General features: G+C 61.5%; 15 protein-coding genes, 1 tRNA gene and 1 pseudogene. 4 read left to right on the top strand and 13 right to left on the bottom strand.

Going from position 1 to position 17,002, the window contains the following annotated elements; genetic code table 11:
• The first annotated feature begins 2 nt into the window (after positions 1 to 2).
• On the top strand, positions 3 to 1,124 hold the full coding sequence (locus tag NL532_RS25395) for an ABC transporter substrate-binding protein (protein ID WP_023670204.1): 1,122 nt from the start codon (positions 3 to 5) through the stop codon (positions 1,122 to 1,124).
• A gap of 66 nt (positions 1,125 to 1,190) precedes the next feature.
• On the opposite strand, the gene NL532_RS25390 is transcribed toward NL532_RS25395, so the two are convergent.
• From NL532_RS25390 to NL532_RS25345, 9 genes and pseudogenes are all read right to left on the bottom strand, one after another.
• On the bottom strand, positions 1,191 to 3,152 hold the full coding sequence (locus NL532_RS25390) for an acetyl/propionyl/methylcrotonyl-CoA carboxylase subunit alpha (protein WP_023829063.1): 1,962 nt from the start codon (positions 3,150 to 3,152) through the stop codon (positions 1,191 to 1,193).
• Positions 3,153 to 3,624: 472 nt separating this feature from the next.
• Entirely contained in the window at positions 3,625 to 3,999 is a 375-nt protein-coding gene (locus NL532_RS25380; protein ID WP_023829062.1) for a hypothetical protein, read from the bottom strand.
• A 120-nt stretch (positions 4,000 to 4,119) separates the two neighbouring features.
• Positions 4,120 to 4,648 (bottom strand): annotated as a pseudogene (locus NL532_RS25375) (O-acetyl-ADP-ribose deacetylase).
• A 1-nt stretch (position 4,649) separates the two neighbouring features.
• Entirely contained in the window at positions 4,650 to 6,257 is a 1,608-nt protein-coding gene (locus tag NL532_RS25370; RefSeq protein ID WP_023829061.1) for a carboxyl transferase domain-containing protein, read from the bottom strand.
• Between the two features lie 8 nt (positions 6,258 to 6,265).
• On the bottom strand, positions 6,266 to 7,090 hold the full coding sequence (locus tag NL532_RS25365; protein WP_023829060.1) for a DUF1444 family protein: 825 nt from the start codon (positions 7,088 to 7,090) through the stop codon (positions 6,266 to 6,268).
• A 107-nt stretch (positions 7,091 to 7,197) separates the two neighbouring features.
• Positions 7,198 to 8,361 carry an isovaleryl-CoA dehydrogenase gene (locus NL532_RS25360; protein WP_023692831.1) on the bottom strand — a complete coding sequence of 388 codons (1,164 nt, stop codon included), beginning with the start codon at positions 8,359 to 8,361 and terminating at the stop codon, positions 7,198 to 7,200.
• Positions 8,362 to 8,426: 65 nt separating this feature from the next.
• Positions 8,427 to 9,083, bottom strand: a complete 657-nt coding sequence (locus NL532_RS25355; RefSeq protein ID WP_023747474.1) for a TetR/AcrR family transcriptional regulator — start codon at positions 9,081 to 9,083, stop codon at positions 8,427 to 8,429.
• A gap of 69 nt (positions 9,084 to 9,152) precedes the next feature.
• Complete coding sequence (locus tag NL532_RS25350) at positions 9,153 to 9,437, bottom strand: acylphosphatase (RefSeq protein WP_023738560.1); 285 nt, start codon at positions 9,435 to 9,437, stop codon at positions 9,153 to 9,155.
• Positions 9,438 to 9,592: 155 nt separating this feature from the next.
• On the bottom strand, positions 9,593 to 10,705 hold the full coding sequence (locus tag NL532_RS25345) for a pyridoxal phosphate-dependent aminotransferase (RefSeq protein ID WP_023692834.1): 1,113 nt from the start codon (positions 10,703 to 10,705) through the stop codon (positions 9,593 to 9,595).
• On the opposite strand from NL532_RS25345, the gene NL532_RS25340 reads away from it, so the two are divergent.
• Positions 10,704 to 10,865, top strand: a complete 162-nt coding sequence (locus NL532_RS25340) for a hypothetical protein (RefSeq protein ID WP_023687272.1) — start codon at positions 10,704 to 10,706, stop codon at positions 10,863 to 10,865. The two genes, NL532_RS25345 and NL532_RS25340, sit on opposite strands and share 2 nt — an antisense overlap.
• A 91-nt stretch (positions 10,866 to 10,956) precedes the next feature.
• Here the strand turns inward: NL532_RS25340 and NL532_RS25335 are convergent, their stop codons facing one another.
• The 3 genes from NL532_RS25335 to NL532_RS25325 all read right to left on the bottom strand — a co-directional run bounded on the left by NL532_RS25335 (position 10,957) and on the right by NL532_RS25325 (position 12,855).
• Positions 10,957 to 12,132: a porin gene (locus NL532_RS25335; protein WP_023743754.1), complete on the bottom strand. Its 1,176-nt coding sequence runs from the start codon at positions 12,130 to 12,132 to the stop codon at positions 10,957 to 10,959.
• 121 nt (positions 12,133 to 12,253) lie between these two features.
• Positions 12,254 to 12,496: a GIY-YIG nuclease family protein gene (locus NL532_RS25330; protein ID WP_023829059.1), complete on the bottom strand. Its 243-nt coding sequence runs from the start codon at positions 12,494 to 12,496 to the stop codon at positions 12,254 to 12,256.
• A 268-nt stretch (positions 12,497 to 12,764) separates the two neighbouring features.
• Positions 12,765 to 12,855, bottom strand: a tRNA-Ser gene (locus tag NL532_RS25325).
• 464 nt (positions 12,856 to 13,319) lie between these two features.
• On the opposite strand from NL532_RS25325, the gene NL532_RS25320 reads away from it, so the two are divergent.
• Together NL532_RS25320 and NL532_RS25315 are read left to right on the top strand one after the other, a co-directional pair.
• Positions 13,320 to 14,492: a porin gene (locus NL532_RS25320; RefSeq protein ID WP_286487506.1), complete on the top strand. Its 1,173-nt coding sequence runs from the start codon at positions 13,320 to 13,322 to the stop codon at positions 14,490 to 14,492.
• Between the two features lie 241 nt (positions 14,493 to 14,733).
• Positions 14,734 to 15,810 (top strand): tyrosine-type recombinase/integrase, encoded by a 1,077-nt coding sequence (locus NL532_RS25315; RefSeq protein WP_023829058.1) that lies wholly within the window; start codon positions 14,734 to 14,736, stop codon positions 15,808 to 15,810.
• Between the two features lie 40 nt (positions 15,811 to 15,850).
• Here the strand turns inward: NL532_RS25315 and NL532_RS25310 are convergent, their stop codons facing one another.
• Complete coding sequence (locus NL532_RS25310) at positions 15,851 to 16,771, bottom strand: alpha/beta fold hydrolase (RefSeq protein ID WP_023829057.1); 921 nt, start codon at positions 16,769 to 16,771, stop codon at positions 15,851 to 15,853.
• Positions 16,772 to 17,002: the final 231 nt, after the last annotated feature.

Here is a 17,002-nt window from a genome sequence, read left to right as displayed (position 1 = left end):
CCATGAAAAAAATGGGTATTTTGAGCGCGGCCGTATTTGGCCTGATGATGAGCGCGCCGGTTGCCTTTGCCGATGACATCACCATTTCGGTGGTCGGCCCGATGACCGGACAGCTCGCCACGATCGGCGACCAGTTCAAGCAGGGCGCAACGGCAGCCGCCGACGCGATCAACGCCGCCGGCGGTGTCAACGGCTCGATGATCAAGCTCGACATCGAGGACGACCAGTGCGATCCCAAGCAGGCGGTTTCGGTGGCCAACCGGATCGTTGCCAACAGCGTCAAGTTTATTGACGGCCATGCCTGTTCAGGTTCGAGCATCCCGGCTTCCGCCGTCTACGCCGAGGCCGGCGCGCTGATGATGAGCCCGGCCTCTTCAAATCCCGAGCTGACCGATGCCGCCGCCAAGGCCGGCTGGCCGACGATCATGCGTCTCTATACGCGTGACGATGCGCAGGGCGCCTTCATTGGCCCGTGGATCGCCAAGAAATATGCCGGCAAGAATGTCGTTATCCTGCATGACAAGAGCGCCTACGGTCAGGGCGTTGCCGATGCCGTGAAGGCGACGATGAATGCCGGTGGCCTCAAGGAGATCGACTATGAAGGCATCAATGCCGGCGAGAAGGATTATTCGGCTCTCGTCACCAAGCTGAAGGACCTCAAGGCCGACGTTGTCTATTTCGGCGGCTATCACCCGGAAGCCGGGCTTATCCTGCGTCAGTCGGCCGAGCAGAGCGTCAAGTTCCAGCTGATCATGCCGGATTCGATCGCCTCGCCAGAATTCTGGCAGGTCGCCGGCCCCGCCGGTGAAGGCACCCTGTTCGTCTTCCCGTCGGACCCGCAGGCCAAGCCGGAAGCCAAGGAGGCCATCGCCAAGATCAAGGCGGGCGGCTTCGTGCCGGAAGGCTTTACGCTGTTCTCCTACGCCGTCGTTCAGGCGTTTGCAGAGGGCGTCAAGCGCGCCGGAACGGACGATCCGGTCAAGGTAGCCGAAGCGCTGAAGAACGGCACGCCGTTCAGCACCGTGGTCGGCGACGTGACCTTCGACGAGAAGGGCGATCTGAAGAACGCCAGCTACGACATCAACCAGTGGCACGACGGCAAATACGCACCGATCGCGCAGTAAGCGGCCGCGTACTCATGGCAATGGCCGGGCTTGTCCCGGCCATTTTTCATTCAAGCCTCCAGCCGGCTATGAAGCCTCTTCAACGAAGCGCACCAGCACCGTTCCGTCGGTGACCTGCTCGCCCTCGGTGGCGATTTCCGCGATCACGCCGTCATGGCTGGCCGCGATCGTGTGCTCCATCTTCATCGCTTCCAGGATCAGTAGCGGCTGGCCCTTGATCACCCTTTCGCCCTTTGCCGCGCGCACCAGCTTGACCACGCCTGGCATCGGCGCGCGCAGGCTGCCGGAAGCGGCGGCCGCCTCGTCGGTGCGCGCCAGCGGATCCGGGACGAGGAAACTGTAGCCGACCGCGCCTTCGAACACGGTGACGTGGCCTGGCCAGCGGGCAAGGCGAGGGGCGGCGCGAAGATCATGCGAATTGACGCTGTCATAGGGCGCGTCCAGCGCCACCTCGAAGCGCCCGTCCGGCCGCACTGAAACACGCGCCAGTATATCGTCCTCGCCATGGCGCAGGCGCGTGCGGCGCGCAATGCTGTGGAAATGCGCATAGCCGGCAAGCGACGACCACGGATCGTTCGACGGCGGCAAGGCACCGGCGCCCGCCGCGGCAAGGGCCGCCGCGGCAACGATCTCGCTGCGCGGCGGGGCGACCGCGGTCAGCGCTTCCTGATGCCTGCCGATCAGGCCGGTATCGACGTCGCCGGCCGAAAAATCGGTGTTCGCGGCAAGTGCCGCGAGAAAGGCGGTGTTGACGGTCGAGCCGGCAATCTCGGTCTGCGACAACGCAGTCCCGAGCGCATCGAGTGCCGCCTGCCTGTCCTTGGCGTGGACGACCAGCTTGGCGATCATCGGATCGTAGAAGGGCGAGATCGCATCGCCGGCCCGCACGCCGGTCTCGATGCGCATGCTGGCGCCTTCGGGCGCGTTGTCGGGAAACGCCAGGTGATGCAGCGTGCCGGTCGCCGGCAGAAACCCTTTCGCCGCGTCCTCGGCATAGATGCGCGCCTCGAAGGCGTGGCCGGAAAGCGTGATTTCGCTCTGCGTCTTCGGCAGCTTTTCGCCGGCGGCTACCCGCAACTGCCACTCGACGAGGTCGGTGCCGGTGACCGTTTCGGTGACGGGATGCTCGACCTGCAGGCGGGTGTTCATTTCCATGAACCAGAAGCGGTCGGCCTTCAGCCCTTGCGAGGCATCGACGATGAATTCGATGGTGCCGGCGCCGGAATAGCTGATCGCCTTGGCGGCCTTGACCGCCGCTTCCGTCATCGCCTCGCGCAGCGCCGGCGTCATGCCGGGCGCCGGCGCTTCCTCGATCACCTTCTGGTGGCGGCGCTGCGCCGAGCAGTCGCGCTCGTAGAGATGCACGGCATTGCCAAAATTGTCGCCGAATACCTGGACCTCGATGTGGCGCGGCTTGTCGACATATTTTTCGACCAGCACGCGGTCGTCGCCGAACGCGGCCTTGGCCTCGCGCCGTGCGCCCGACAGCGCCTCGGAGAAATCGTCGGGATGTTCGACCCGGCGCATGCCCTTGCCGCCACCGCCGGCCCGCGCCTTGATCAGAACGGGATAGCCGATCTCACGCGCCTTGGACGCCAGCAGCACGATCTCCTGCGCCTCGCCATGATAGCCCGGCACCACCGGCACGCCGGCCTTTTCCATCAGCCGCTTGGCCGCGTCCTTCAGCCCCATGGCGCGGATCGAGGCGGCCGACGGGCCGATGAAGGTGAGCCCTGCCGCCACCACCTGGTCGACGAAATCGGGGTTTTCCGAGAGGAAGCCATAGCCGGGGTGAATTGCTTCGGCGCCGGTCGCCAGCGCCGCCGCAACAATCCTGTCGCCGCGCAGATAGCTTTCACCGACGGGCGAAGCGCCGATATGCACCGCCTCGTCGGCCATTTCGACATGCAGAGCCTTGGCGTCCGCGTCGGAATAGACGGCAACGGTGCGCACCCCCATCTTCCTGGCCGTGCGTATCACCCGGCAGGCGATCTCGCCGCGATTGGCGATCAGGATCTTGGCGAACATGGAGCCTCCCGGGTTTGTCTCGGGCGGCGCCGGTCTGGCAGGAATGAGCCTATTTCGAAGCCGCGATTTTGCAGCCGCCGCTCGCGGTCTGAACCTTCCACTTTTTCAGGCCAACCTGACAGCTTCGCAACGCCAACTCTTCCGCGGCCTTCTGAGATGGCGCGTTCAGCCGCGCACCGCAGATGATGTAAAGATCGTCGACGCGCGAGTAGAATGTGGTCGCGTAGGCCGAGTGGCCACTCGCCGCGACATAGGCGTTGTACGACTTCGTGCAGGGCTCCTTTGGATTCAGTTACAACGGAGGCCAGAATCGGGTGTCTCCCTTGCTGCCCGCCAGCGATCCAGCCGCCCCGATACCGGGTGCCGTAAATACGAGCAGGCCGGCAAGCATCGATACAGTAATTCGTTTGATGCGTGTCGATTTCATCTTGCCCCGCCCATTTGAAAAATGCCCAAGCCGATGCTTGTCGGCCTACTTCGATGCCGCAACTTCGCAGCCAGCCCCTGTAATGACCTTGTAGTGGCTGCGGGCGGACTCGCAGGATTTCATCGCCCGTTCTTCGGCAGCCTTCTGTGACGGTGCATTCAAGCCCGAGCCGCAGATGATGTACAACGAACGGATCCGGGCATAGGGCGTGGTCGCATAGGCCGAATGGCCGCCGGCGGCCACATAGGCGTTGTAAGCCATGGTGCACTGGTCTTTCGGGCTTTTCGGCAAATACGGATAGAAATGGATGTCGCCTTTGCTTCCCGCCAGCGATGCCGCGGCGCCAACGCCGGGTACCGCAAATATAAGCAAGACTGCAAGTACCGACGCAGTCGTTTTTCCCGAATATTTCGGCTTCATCTTTACCCCATCCCCGTTGCCCAATGTGGGATGAACAATAGCGTCTATTCTCCAGTGCCGCCAGCCTGCTCACCGAAAATTGCTTTTGCGTAGGTGGAGGAACCATCTTATCCATGCAGACTAGCATCCTCCAATGGCAGCAACGGCTTGTCGGTATAGTTGAGCTATTGGCTCGTCGAAGCAGCAGAAAATAACTGTTTCGGGCGTTGAGTTCTGTCCGACGAAGGTACCTGCGATGCCAACGGCGATCTGCGTCGCCTCATTTTCGGTAGCGGTACATGCCGGTGGAGATCGCCCGAAATGCCACGGTCCGGCAATCCCTGGCGGCGGCGATTTCGAGCGATCGGATATAGCAGGAGGCGAGCAGTCCGGCTTCGCCTTTGCCGCCGCCTTGCCAGACAGGTCCGACCGTGTGGATGATGTAACGTGCCGGCAGGTGATAGCCCTTGGTAAGCTTTGCTTCGCCGACATTGCAGCCGTTCAGCATCCGGCATTCGAATTCGAGCTCCGGGCCGGCGGCGCGGTGAATGGCGCCGTCGACGCCGCCGCCGCCCAGCAGCGAGGAATTGGCGGCGTTGACGATGGCATCGACCGCAAGCCTGGTGATGTCGCCGGTGTGGACATGTATCCGTTCGCCGAACTTGCTCATCCTACATCCTGAACACGCCGAACTTCGTTTCCTCGATGTCGGCGTTGAGCGCGGCCGACAGGCTGAGCGCCAGCACCTCGCGCGTTTTCGCCGGGTCGATGATGCCGTCGTCCCACAGCCGCGCCGAGGAGTAGAGCGGGTGGCCCTCATGCTCGTATTTCATCAGGATCGGCTTCTTGAATTTCGCTTCCTCGTCCGCGCTCCACTCACCGCCCTTGCGCTCGATGCCCTCGCGCTTGACCACCGCCAGCACGGTCGCCGCCTGTTCGCCGCCCATCACCGAAATGCGCGCGTTCGGCCACATCCACAGGAACCGCGGCGAGTAGGCGCGTCCGCACATGCCGTAATTGCCGGCGCCGAACGACCCGCCGATGATCATCGTCACCTTCGGCACCTTGGCGGTGGCGACCGCCATCACCAGCTTGGCGCCGTCCTTGGCGATGCCGCCGGCCTCGTATTTTCGCCCGACCATGAAGCCGGTGATGTTCTGCAGGAACATCAGCGGGATCTTGCGCTGGCAGCACAGTTCGATGAAATGCGCGCCCTTCACAGCACTTTCGGAAAACAGCACGCCATTGTTGGCGATGATGCCGACCGGCATGCCCTCAAGATGGGCAAAGCCGGTGACCAGCGTGGTGCCGTAATTCTGCTTGAACTCGTCGAACTCGGAGCCGTCGACGACGCGCGCGATCACCTCGCGCACATCATAGGGCTGGCGCAGATCCGTCGGCACGATGCCGTAGAGTTCCTGCGCGTCATGAAGCGGCGGCATGGGTTTCTGTAAGGTCAGGCTTACAGTCTTGCGCCGGTTGAGATTTTTGACGATGCGCCGGCAGATGGCCAGCGCATGTTCGTCGTCCAGCGCATAGTGGTCGGCGACACCGGACAGCCTGGTGTGCACGTCGGCGCCGCCAAGCTCCTCGGCGCTGACATCTTCACCCGTAGCCGCCTTCACCAGAGGCGGGCCGCCGAGAAAAATGGTCGCCTGGTTGCGCACCATGATCGTCTCGTCCGACATTGCCGGCACATAGGCGCCGCCCGCAGTACATGAGCCCATGACGCAGGCGATCTGCGGAATGCCGGCCGCCGACATGTTGGCCTGGTTGTAGAAGATGCGGCCGAAATGCTCGCGATCGGGAAACACCTCGTCCTGATTAGGCAGGTTGGCGCCGCCGCTGTCGACCAGATAGACGCAAGGCAGATTGTTTTGCAGCGCGATCTCCTGTGCGCGCAAATGCTTCTTCACCGTGAGCGGATAATAGGTGCCGCCCTTCACCGTGGCGTCGTTGACCACGACCATCACCTCGGTGCCTTCGACACGGCCGACGCCGGCGATGAGGCCGGCCGAGGAAATCTCCTCGCCATACATGGACCATGCCGCGAACTGGCCGATCTCGAGGAAAGGCGAGCCGGTGTCGAGCAACTGCGCCAGCCGCTCGCGCGGCAACAGCTTGCCGCGCGAAACATGACGCTCGCGCGCCTCCTCCGAGCCACCGCGCTCGACGCTTGCCGCCTTGTCCGCAATGTCGGCAACCAGCGCCCGCATGCGCTCGGCATTGGCGCGGAAGGTCTCGGAGGAGGGCGAGATCTGGGTCTGGAGTACGGCCATTTCGAGCTCTACATCTGGGCTAGGAGTTTGCCGTTGCGGCGTTCGAAAATTTTATCGGATAGCAGATTGAAGTCATCCTCGAACGTGACGTCGATCATCTGTCTGGCCGCGCTTTGGGCCTGCGGATTGCTCGCGTCGAAGATGAACAATTGATCCCGGCGCGGCAGCGCAAATAAAACATCGCCGGGAAACTGTGCTTTGATCGACAGCCAGAACTCGTCGAGCAGCACAAGGCTCGTGGAGAGCATCGTATTGCCGTCGACGTAATAGAGATAAAATGTGCCAATCTGGCCGTCGGAGACAATTTTCGGCAGCCATTTCTTCACATTGCCTAGTGCGACATCGCGCAAATCCGAAAGCGCCCGGCCGGGGAAGTCCTTCGGAGCAACAGGTGAGACTGTATCGGGAAGGTCGGCCATGTATACGACCGCAATTTCACCAACCAGCGGTTCGCACAATAAATCCAAACCCATCAATTTGAGGTGCTCGACATACTGCTGGGTCCGTATCACCGCGATCAGACTTTCTTCACTCGCCCTAGGTCGTATTTCGGCGAGGCCTCGGACAAGCCTGCGTATGGCCGCATCGGCGTCTTCGTCGGGGTATGAGTTCAAGTGCCCGAACACGTTTGTGACGTCTGCCGTCACGTCTGCGCCATCGAGTTTTGCACCGATTTTTGCAGGATCCGATGGGTCTGCGACAGCGCTATCGACACCCGGCTGCCGTTTGAGTTCGGCAATTACGAGCTCTCTGAATTCCGCCATATTAGAAAAGCGACGCTTCTGAGCCTTCGCGCGCCCGAGAAAGCCAGCGATTGTGGAAAACAAAGCCATCGCAAATATCCCCCGCCTTGTGACTGGATGCCCCGATGACGTAACCATCTATCGCCCTACTTGTCTCTCGATACCCGCAAAACAACAGCCTGCCATCTTGGCAGGCACTAAACCCCTTCCGCCATGATCTCGCGCCCGATCAGCCAGCGGCGGATCTCGCTGGTGCCGGCGCCGATCTCGTAGAGCTTGGCGTCGCGCAACAGCCGGCCGGTCGGATACTCGTTGGTATAGCCGTTGCCGCCAAGCAGCTGGATGGCGTCGAGCGCCATCAGCGTCGCTTTTTCGGCGGCAAACAGCACGCAGCCAGCGGCATCCTTGCGTGTCGTCTGGCCGCGATCGCAGGCAGCCGCGACAGCATAAACGTAAGCGCGCGCGGCGTTCATCGTCGAATACATGTCGGCAAGTTTGCCCTGCACGAGCTGGAACTCGCCGATCGGCTGGCCGAACTGCTTGCGCTCATGCACATAGGGGATCGCCACGTCGAGACAGGCCGCCATGAGCCCGAGCGGTCCGCCGGCGAGCACGGTGCGTTCGTAGTCGAGGCCCGACATCAGGACCTCGACGCCGCGGCCCTCCTCATGCAGCACATTGTCATAGGGCACCTCGACATTGTCGAACACCAGTTCGCCGGTGTTGGAGCCGCGCATGCCGAGCTTGTCGAGCTTTGGCGATGCCGAGAAGCCGGCCATCGTCTTTTCGACGATGAAGGCGGTGATGCCGCGCGATTTCCGCTCGGGATCGGTCTTGGCGTAGACCACCAGCGTTTCGGCATCGGGGCCGTTGGTGATCCACATTTTCGAGCCGTTGAGCACATAGCGGTCGTTGCGCTTTTCGGCGCGCAGCTTGAGCGAGACGACGTCGGAGCCGGCGCCTGATTCCGACATGGCCAGCGCACCTGCCCTTTCGCCCGAGCACAATGCCGGCAGGAATTTCTCCTTCTGAGCCGGCGTCGCCCAGCGGTTGATCTGGTTGACGCAGAGGTTCGAATGGGCGCCGTAGGAGAGACCAACCGAGCCCGAGGCGCGCGAAATCTCTTCCACCGCAATGACGTGGGCAAGATAGCCCATGCCGCTGCCGCCGAAATCGGGATCGGCGGTGATGCCGAGAAGGCCGAGCGCGCCGAGCTCTTTCCACAGATGCGTGGGGAATTGATTGCTGCGGTCGATCTCGGCAGCGATCGGCGCTATTTTCTCCTGGGCAAAGCGGCGCACCAGATCGCGCAGCGCCTCGATGTCTTCGTCATGCCCGAAGCTGAGTGTGTTCGTGTACATGCCGTTCCTCCTGCCGCATGACCCCGAAAATCAACTTTGATTTCCGGAAAGGATCATGCGCGAAATCAAAATGCTACAGCGTCCTTTGCGCGTCCGAAGGGACGCGCGGCGCTGTAAGTCTTGCCGTCGATCTTCGCGCCAACCAGGCGCATTGTCATTGAAAGATATGTCGCCGTGACTTCAGCCATCGACAGCCGCTCGCCCGGCCGGAACCAGACGATGACGCCGGTCATCATCTGGACCAGGGCCATGGCAGTGAGCCCGGTGTCATCGACACTGAAGGCGCCGGCCTCCGCGCCGTCGCGCAGGATGGCGCGCAACTCCTTCTCATAGGCGGTGCGCATGCGAAGGATCTGCGTCAGCCGGTCATGCGACAGGCTGCGCAATTCCATGTTCGAGACATGGGTGGAGTGGCGGCGCTCGATGTGGAAAGCGATGTGGTTTTCGACATAGGCGGCAAGCCGCGTTGCCGGATCGGCTGCGTCGGGGCGTGCGGCGTCCCACGCTTCGATCAGCCCTTCCATATGTTCGCGCATCAGCGTGAACAGCAGGTCTTCCTTGGTCGGAAAATAGCGGTAGAGCGCGGCCGCCTGGACGCCGACCTCGGCGGCAAGCTGCCGCATCGACGTCGCCTCATAGCCGAAGCGGGCGATCAGGCTGACCGCTGCCTCGCGGACGGCCGCTTCAGTTTTTTCGCCGTCGGATCCCGTTGTGCGTGCCATGATAGTCTCCCGGTATTTAGTAATAAAACGAACGTTCAATTAATTCAAGCGGCAATAAAGTGGTTCCGTCTAGACAATGATCCGAAAGTCGATGGGCGCGTCGAGGAGTTCGAATTCTTCGATCTCGACCCTCGAAACCGAAGCTCCCCTTGGCCCTTGCCGGAGCCGTTCGATCATTGTGGAAACCGCAGCATCGGCACCGGCAATCGAGGCCGTCACCGTGCCGTCTCGTTCATTGCGTACCCAACCTACGAGGCCAAGCCCTGTCGCTTCGCGTCGCGCCCACATCCGGTAGCCGACGCCTTGCACCTTGCCATGCACACGCGCCTGCACTGCCCTTTGCCGGTCATCCATCGTTGCCTCCCATGCACAGAAACTGGCGCGGAATCGGACGAAAGCAACAGGCTTGACTTCGGATTGCTGCTGGATCGACGGAGTCGGGGTCGCGGCTGATTCTGTTTTGGCCTTGGCGGCCTCGGCAGGCTCTGTTGCGATGGCAATCGGCGGCGCTAGTTTCCCCGCGCCGCGGCGAGTGCGCCGGGCAGTTCCTCGGCAAAGATGTCGAGTTCATGATCGAGGCCGACGCTGACCCGGATGCAACGTTCGAGCCTTGGCGCCATCGGCTTGCGGATGAAAACGTCGCGCGACAAAAGGTTTTGCAGCACTTTCAGCGCGAAGGCGCCGTCCTGGCCGCAGTCGATGGTGACGAAATTGGTCGCCGATGGCAGCGGCTTCAGCCCGTTCGTCTCCGCAATCCCGGCTATACGTGTGCGGCCGGCAGCGACTCGCGCCACCACGGTGTGCAGCCAGTCCTGGTCGGCCAGCGCCTCGACGCCGGCGATCTGCGCCATGCGGCTGACGCCGTAATGGTTGCGGATCTTCTCGAAGTCACGGATCACCTCGGCTTCCGCCACCGCATAGCCGCAGCGTATGCCGGCCAGCCCGTATGCCTTGGAGAAGGTGCGCATGCGGATGACATTGGATCGCGCGACATCGATCGGCGGCAGCGCCGAGGCCGGCCCCAATTCGCCATAGGCCTCGTCGAGCACCAGCATGGTGGTTTCCGGCAACGCTTCGACGAAGCGGGTGATATCTCCTGCTTCCCACCAGCTGCCCATCGGATTGTCCGGATTGGAGAGATAGACCAGCGGCGCCTTCTCCTTGATGACTGCCTTGAGCAGGCCGTCCAGGCTTTCCTTGTCGTTCTCGTAAGGCACCGTGACCAGCCGGCCGCCGACGCCGGCAATGTGGAAGTTGAAGGTCGGATAGGCGCCGAGCGAGGTGACCACTGCGTCGCCGGGCGCGACATACATGCGCGCCACCAGGCTGAGCAGCCCGTCTATGCCTTCGCCGACCATGACGTTTTCGGCGCCGACGCCGAGATGGCGGGCCGCAGCCTGCTTCAGATCGTAATTGTCGGGATCGCAATACATCCACTGGTCACGCGCGACGCGCTCCATACGGGCGATAACGCGCGGCGAAGGCCCGAAGCTGCTTTCATTGGCGCCGATGCGGGCGCGAAAAGCACGTCCGCGCTCGCGCTCCTGCGCTTCCGGTCCGACAAACGGCACCGTCGAGGGAAGCGCGCCGACAAGCGGCGTGAGGGCAGGGCGCTGGCGCATGGCAAAGGCTCACGAGAAGATGGGCCTTCTTGCTAGCGTGCCCAATAGGACGGCGCAAGTTCTGGCGCGGCTGGAAATAGTGGCCATCACGCCCGTGATGAAATCGGCGCGGGTGGCCACGCTCTACGACCTGACCGCCGGTAGGCGGCAACCCTTTTGAAGGCCAGCACTGCAGCCAATGGCGACGGGCGCTTCAAAAAGAAAACCCGGCGGTTGCCCGCCGGGTTCGATTTTCAGCCAGGCTGAGCGTCTTAGAACGAGCGCTGGAAGCGGAGGAGACCGCCGATGCTGCTCTTCTTGTCGGCGTTGGTGAAGTTGGAGAAATTGGCGTCGTCGAACTTGCCTGCATTGAGGTAGTCGACTTCGGCCGTGACCGTGAAGCCGGGAACAACGTCGTAGGCGATGTTGGCGGCAACACCGAGATTCTTCCATTCGTCATACGAGACCTGGGCATTGAACGAGGTCTTCTCGTTGATGGTGTAGGTGCCACCACCCCAGAAAGCCCAGTTGCCGCCCCACTGCTTGTAGAAGCCGCGGCCGCCGGCGTCGATCGCATAGCTCGAGTCCGTCAAATTGTCGTCGGTGCCGTAGCCGCCCATGATGAAGAGCGACAGGTTCTGCATCGGGGTGATATCCAAACGAACTTTGCCGGCGACTTCTTCGTAGTTGCTGTCATAAGCGACGACGCCGGTGATGGCGCCCCAGCCCTGCGTGTACTTCACGCCGCCGACGACATGCGGAACGTAGCTGTCGATGGTGCCAACGGTTCCGGAGCCTTCTTCGAGAGAGACCACGGCCGAGAAGCCGTTGCCCGCATCGAAGTAGTACTGGACGACGTTGGTATCGAAATCGCCGTAGGGAACGAGCGTATCCTGGAGGACGTTGCCGGCGTAGCCGATGAACGTGTCGAAGGCCGATTCGTCCTTACCGACGCGCAGGCCACCGAGCTGGATCCAGGCGAAGTTCAGCGAAACGTTCTTGTTGCCGGCAGGGTTGGAGTTGAACTCGTCTGCTTCGGTCGTCGGATCGTCTGCCGAGGGGTAGCCGTTGCGGTTGCCGAAGTTGAAGCGGGTCTCGGTGTAGGTCTTCAAGGTGCCGAGTTCGGTTTCCTGGCCGGTCCAGGTCTTCAGCGTGAAACGGGCGTTCTTGTAGAAGGTATCCTGCTCGTCGCCATCCTTATGGTCGAAGGACCTCGCACCATCGAACGAACCCACGTCGCCGGCACCGATGTCGTAACGGACATAGCCGCCGATGCGCAGGCAGGTTTCGGTGCCGGGAATGTAGAAGTAGCCGGCGCCGTAGACGTCGCAAATCTTGACGTATTCAGCCGGTTCCGGCTCGGCGACGACGACGGCGTCGGCGGCGCGCGCACCGGAAACTGCGATCAGGGCCGCAGCGGAGCCGAGGAGAAGGCTCTTAATGTTCATTTTCTGACCTCCAGTCAGAATCGAACAAGACAGTGAAGCCGGCGACAGGCGTTTTCGCTGTAATCAGTTGTTATTGTTGAGGTCTATTGAAAATGGAACTTTGCTGCGGGTGATGCGGCCATCACCACAGGCGCTTGTTTGCGGAAGCATGCCCTGAACCGGATTTGAGATAGCGCTCGAATGAAGCTGCCTTGCCCTGGTTCGAAAAGGCCATATAGGTGACGATCCGCCACGGCAGAAACTTGGATGTATGGCTGGATTTCCCCGCATTGTGCTCGACAAGCCGTCGTTTCAGGTCCGTCGTTATGCCGATATAGCGTTCGCGTTCGGCAGCCGCACTCCCCAGAAGATACACATACCACATGAGCTGCTCTCCCTTGCTGGGCGTCGGAGGGCATCCTCTCCGCCATCCTGCTTCGCGCTGAGGTGGGCTTGTCCTGCGAAGCTCGAAGAGCGAAGCAGGACTGCCAATCGAATTTTGCAAGGGATTGTCTGGGCGTACGCTGTGCGGCACGTAGCACACCACACGGTCCGGCCCTTCTACGCCAAGGCTTCGGAGGGCATCCTCTCCGCCATCCTGCTTCGCGCTGAGGGTTGGGCTTGTCCTGCGAAGCTCGAAGAGCGAAGCAGGATGGCGGAGAGGATGGGATTCGAACCCACGAGAAGCTTTTGACCTCTACTCCCTTAGCAGGGGAGCGCCTTCGACCACTCGGCCACCTCTCCGTTGCGCCGCTGGATAGAGAAAAGCGCCGGCACAATCAACAAGCCGGCGCGATAATCGTTGAAAAATCCGCATTCGGCCGCAGCGGCGCCTTTTGCATGCGGCGATTCTACGGCAGTTCCCTGGCTGGCGAGTCGGCGACATGGCCGCAATTCTGGCCGGCCATCGCCGGATTCGGCCGCATTGCGCGGCGCTGGATAAGGCTTGCGGGCCCTTCGATAGTTAATGAGAGCTTTCTGACTGAGGCCAAATCGTGTCATTTGTGCAACAACGCATGGGGATAGCGCCCGCATAGCCCTTTCGCCGGTACGATCGTGGTTGAACGCCGCCGCCTCATGGGTAATGTCGATTTCGAAGGAGCGGCGCGGTGCGCATCTTTTTCGGTAGTGGGGATGGGGCAGGGAACGCTGTCCTTCAGCAAAGAATACCCAGACCCGTTTTTTAACTTTTGACTGGAGGTCAGAAAATGAACATTAAGAGCCTTCTCCTCGGCTCCGCTGCGGCCCTGATCGCAGTTTCCGGTGCGCGCGCCGCCGACGCCGTCGTCGTCGCCGAGCCGGAACCGGCTGAATACGTCAAGATTTGCGACGTTTACGGCTCGGGCTACTTCTACATTCCCGGCACCGAAACCTGCCTGCGCATCGGCGGCTATGTCCGCTACGATATCGGCGCCGGCGACGTCGGCGCATTCACGGGTGCGGAGTCGCTCGACCACGAAGATGGTGACGCGCAGGACACCTGGTACAAGAATGCCCGCGCCACCTTCAAGACCTGGACCGGCCAGGAAACCGAACTCGGAACCTTGAAGACCTACACCGAGACCCGCTTCAACTTCGGCAACAACAATCGGTACGCCACCAACATCGCTGATGATCCGAACACCCCCCTCGTCGATGAAACCGCTTTCGATAGCAATCCGGCCGGCATGAAGAGCGTTTCGCTGAACTTCGCCTGGATCCAGCTCGGTGGCCTGCGCGTCGGTAAAGACGAATCGGCCTTCAATACGTTCATCGGCTATGCCGGCAACGTCATCCAGGATACGCTGGTCCCCTACGGCGGCTTCGACACCAACGTCATCCAGTACTACTTCGATGCGGGCAACGGCTTCTCCGCCGTCCTCTCGCTCGAAGAAGGCTCTGGCGTCGTCGGCACCATCGACAGCTATGTTCCGCATGTCGTCGGCGGTCTGAAGTACACACAGGGCTGGGGCGCCATCACCGGCGTGATTGCTTACGACAGCAACTACGAAGAAGTCGCCGGCAAGGTGCGTTTGGACGTCACCCCGATGCAGAACCTGTCGCTGTTCATCATTGGCGGCTATGGCACCGACGACAACCTGTCGGATCCGACCTGGGCAATCCCGGCCGGCGGCCGCGGCTTCTACAAGCAGTGGGGCGGCAACTGGGCAGTCTGGGGTGGTGGCACCTACACCATCAACGAGAAGACCTCGTTCAACGTCCAGCTTTCGTATGACGAAGACAAGAACTTCGGCGCCGCGGCGAACATCGCCTACGACGTCGTTCCCGGCTTCACGGTCACGGCCGAAGTCGACTACATCAACGTTGGCGACTCCGATTGGACCGATGCCCGCGATGACGACGCCATCGGCGGCATGCTCCGCTTCCAGCGCTCGTTCTAAGGGCTGGGTTTATACAGGTGAAATTCAGCCCGGGCGCATCTACGCCCGGGCTGTTTTTGTTTCGTGACTGGAACAAGGCAAGCAGAAGGAACAGGGGGAATCGGCAGCTGAACAGTCCGTAGGGTGAGTTCGTGGGATCCGCTGATGGGCGGATGAATTCACAACTGCGTGATTAAATCTCTTGAAAGGACGCTTCCAAGCGGGTAGGTCTGACTCTATCCACTCGGGGGTGTGGCAATTTATGACCATCGACGCGATACAAGAGGGTGACCCCTCCGAACATTTCTCAATGTTCTCTTCTCAAAATGCGAAGATAAAATACAGCTACAACAAGATCAGAGAAGTAAAGTCGCACCGGGTCGGAGAGCTTTTTTCAGCATACCGAGACATACTCTGGGATGATGGGCGGCATAAATACAATGTCAGCTCCTTCATCGGCGAAATAGACGAGATTCTCCTCGGAGAACGGTTCAGCGCCTTTGACCAGAGCACCCTGGACAATCTTATCGGCACCTTGCGCCAGCGCGGCAACAGCAACGCAACCATCAATCGAAAGATGGCTGCCCTCAGCAAACTGCTGCGCAAGGCTTACAAGATGGGGGATATCCACAGCCTGCCCGAGTTCCGCCGCCAGAAGGAGCGGGCGGGACGGATTCGTTTCCTCGAAAGGGACGAAGAAGCAAGGCTGTTCGCCGCCATCAGGACCCGCAGCGAGGATGCCTACCGTCTCTCGGTCTTTCTCGTCGACAGCGGTTGCCGCCTTGGCGAAGCGCTCGGACTGATCTGGAACGACATCCAGGAACATCGCGTCTCGTTCTGGATCACCAAATCCGGCCGCAGCCGCACCATCCCGATGACCGAGCGGGTCAAGGAGGTCATCAAACTGCCCCCGTCAGAGGGCCGCCGGCCCAAGGGTCCGTTCACCAAACTCAGCCAGGCACAGTTTCGCGCCATCTGGAACGATGCCAAGGCCGAAGTCGGTCTCGGCGCCGACGACCAGGTGGTTCCGCACATCTTGCGTCACACCTGTGCCTCGCGTCTTGTCCAGGGCGGCATCGACATCCGGCGCGTACAGATGTGGCTTGGCCACCAGACGCTTTCGATGACCATGCGCTATGCGCATCTGGCCACCAACGATCTCGACGGCTGCGTCGTCGTGCTGGAAACGCCCCGCGGCGAAGGGCTGTCCGGCGACGGAAAAAGCTCGGCCTTCGCATCGCCGCTGACCACGGCCTCAGTGCCAGCGCCTGCTCAAAAAAGCAAAGCGGCAGCGGCGAAGGCACCCAAGGCGCCCCGGAAAAGCTCGAAAGCCAAATAGTTACCAAAGGCTTTCATATACTGCCACGACAACCCCAGGATCAGATTTGATCTTGGGGTTTACTTATCCGATCCAAACATTCCGCTTCATCCAGGAAAGCCGCGATGGCGCCCGGCAGATTGCCTGTCTCCAGGAAGGGCGCATGGCCCTGGCCCTCGACGGTGATCGCTTCCATGCCGGAATGACGCTTTTGCATCTCGTCGAGTGTGTCGGCCGACAGGAGTTTCGAGTTGGCGCCGCGAATGGCAAGCAAAGGTATCGCCGCCAGCGCCTCGAACTGCGGCCACAGATCCGGCAACGGCTTGCTGAGGTCGAGGCCCGCCACCGTCTCGACCAGTTGGGGGTCGAAATCCGGCAACAGGAGGCCTTCGTCCGTCTCGCGGTAGAGGGCCGACACCATCCGCTCCCAATCCGCCGCGGTCAGAGCGGGAAAATCCGCGCCGTGCGCGACGCGTTGCGCATCGATCGCCTCATGGCGGCTCTTCGGTTTCGGTGCCGGGTCGAGATAGGTTTGGATATGGGCCAGCCCCGCGGCCTCGATCACGGGTCCGATGTCGTTCAGCACTATGGCTTTCAGTATGGCTGGCCGCAGCGCGCCGAGCACGTGGATGATCAGTCCGCCACGCGATGTGCCGATAAAGGCCGCTTCCTCGACGTCCAGGGCAGCCAGCCCGTCGAGGACATCGCCGGCCTCGATGCCGATAGTGTAGTGGCCGATATCAGGGTCGTAAGCGGACTGGCCGCGGCCACGGTAGTCGAAGGCGATGACCTTGCGCGGATTGTCGGCCCGCTGCGACAGATAAAGCGCCAACTCATGAAAGTCGCGCGCGTTGCGGGTCAGGCCGGGCAGGCAGACCACCGGCCAGTTTCCCGAGTTTGTCTCACCGTAGATGCGAGCGTGAAGTCTGAGGCCGTCCGGCGCTGTGTAGAAGAAATCGGAAAAGCCGTCGGTGCTCGACATATTGAAAGGACTCCCTGGCCGGATTGTCTCCGTCTGCTACAGGCGAGGGTGGGAGCGGTCAAATCGAGGGTTGTCGGCAAGCTGACACTCTTGGAAATGTCGGAGGGACAGCGCCCCCTCTGTCCTGCCGGACATCTCCCCCACGAGGGGGGAGATTGGCGGTTCAGGCGCTACGCCCTTCCTTCGACGTTGGAGATTGGCGAAATCGGCAATGACAGCTGATCTCCCCAC

Origin of the sequence: Mesorhizobium sp. C120A, from assembly GCF_030323105.1 — a bacterium.
Taxonomy (GTDB): Bacteria; Pseudomonadota; Alphaproteobacteria; order Rhizobiales; family Rhizobiaceae; genus Mesorhizobium.
This window is presented reverse-complemented; position numbering and strand designations above follow the sequence as displayed.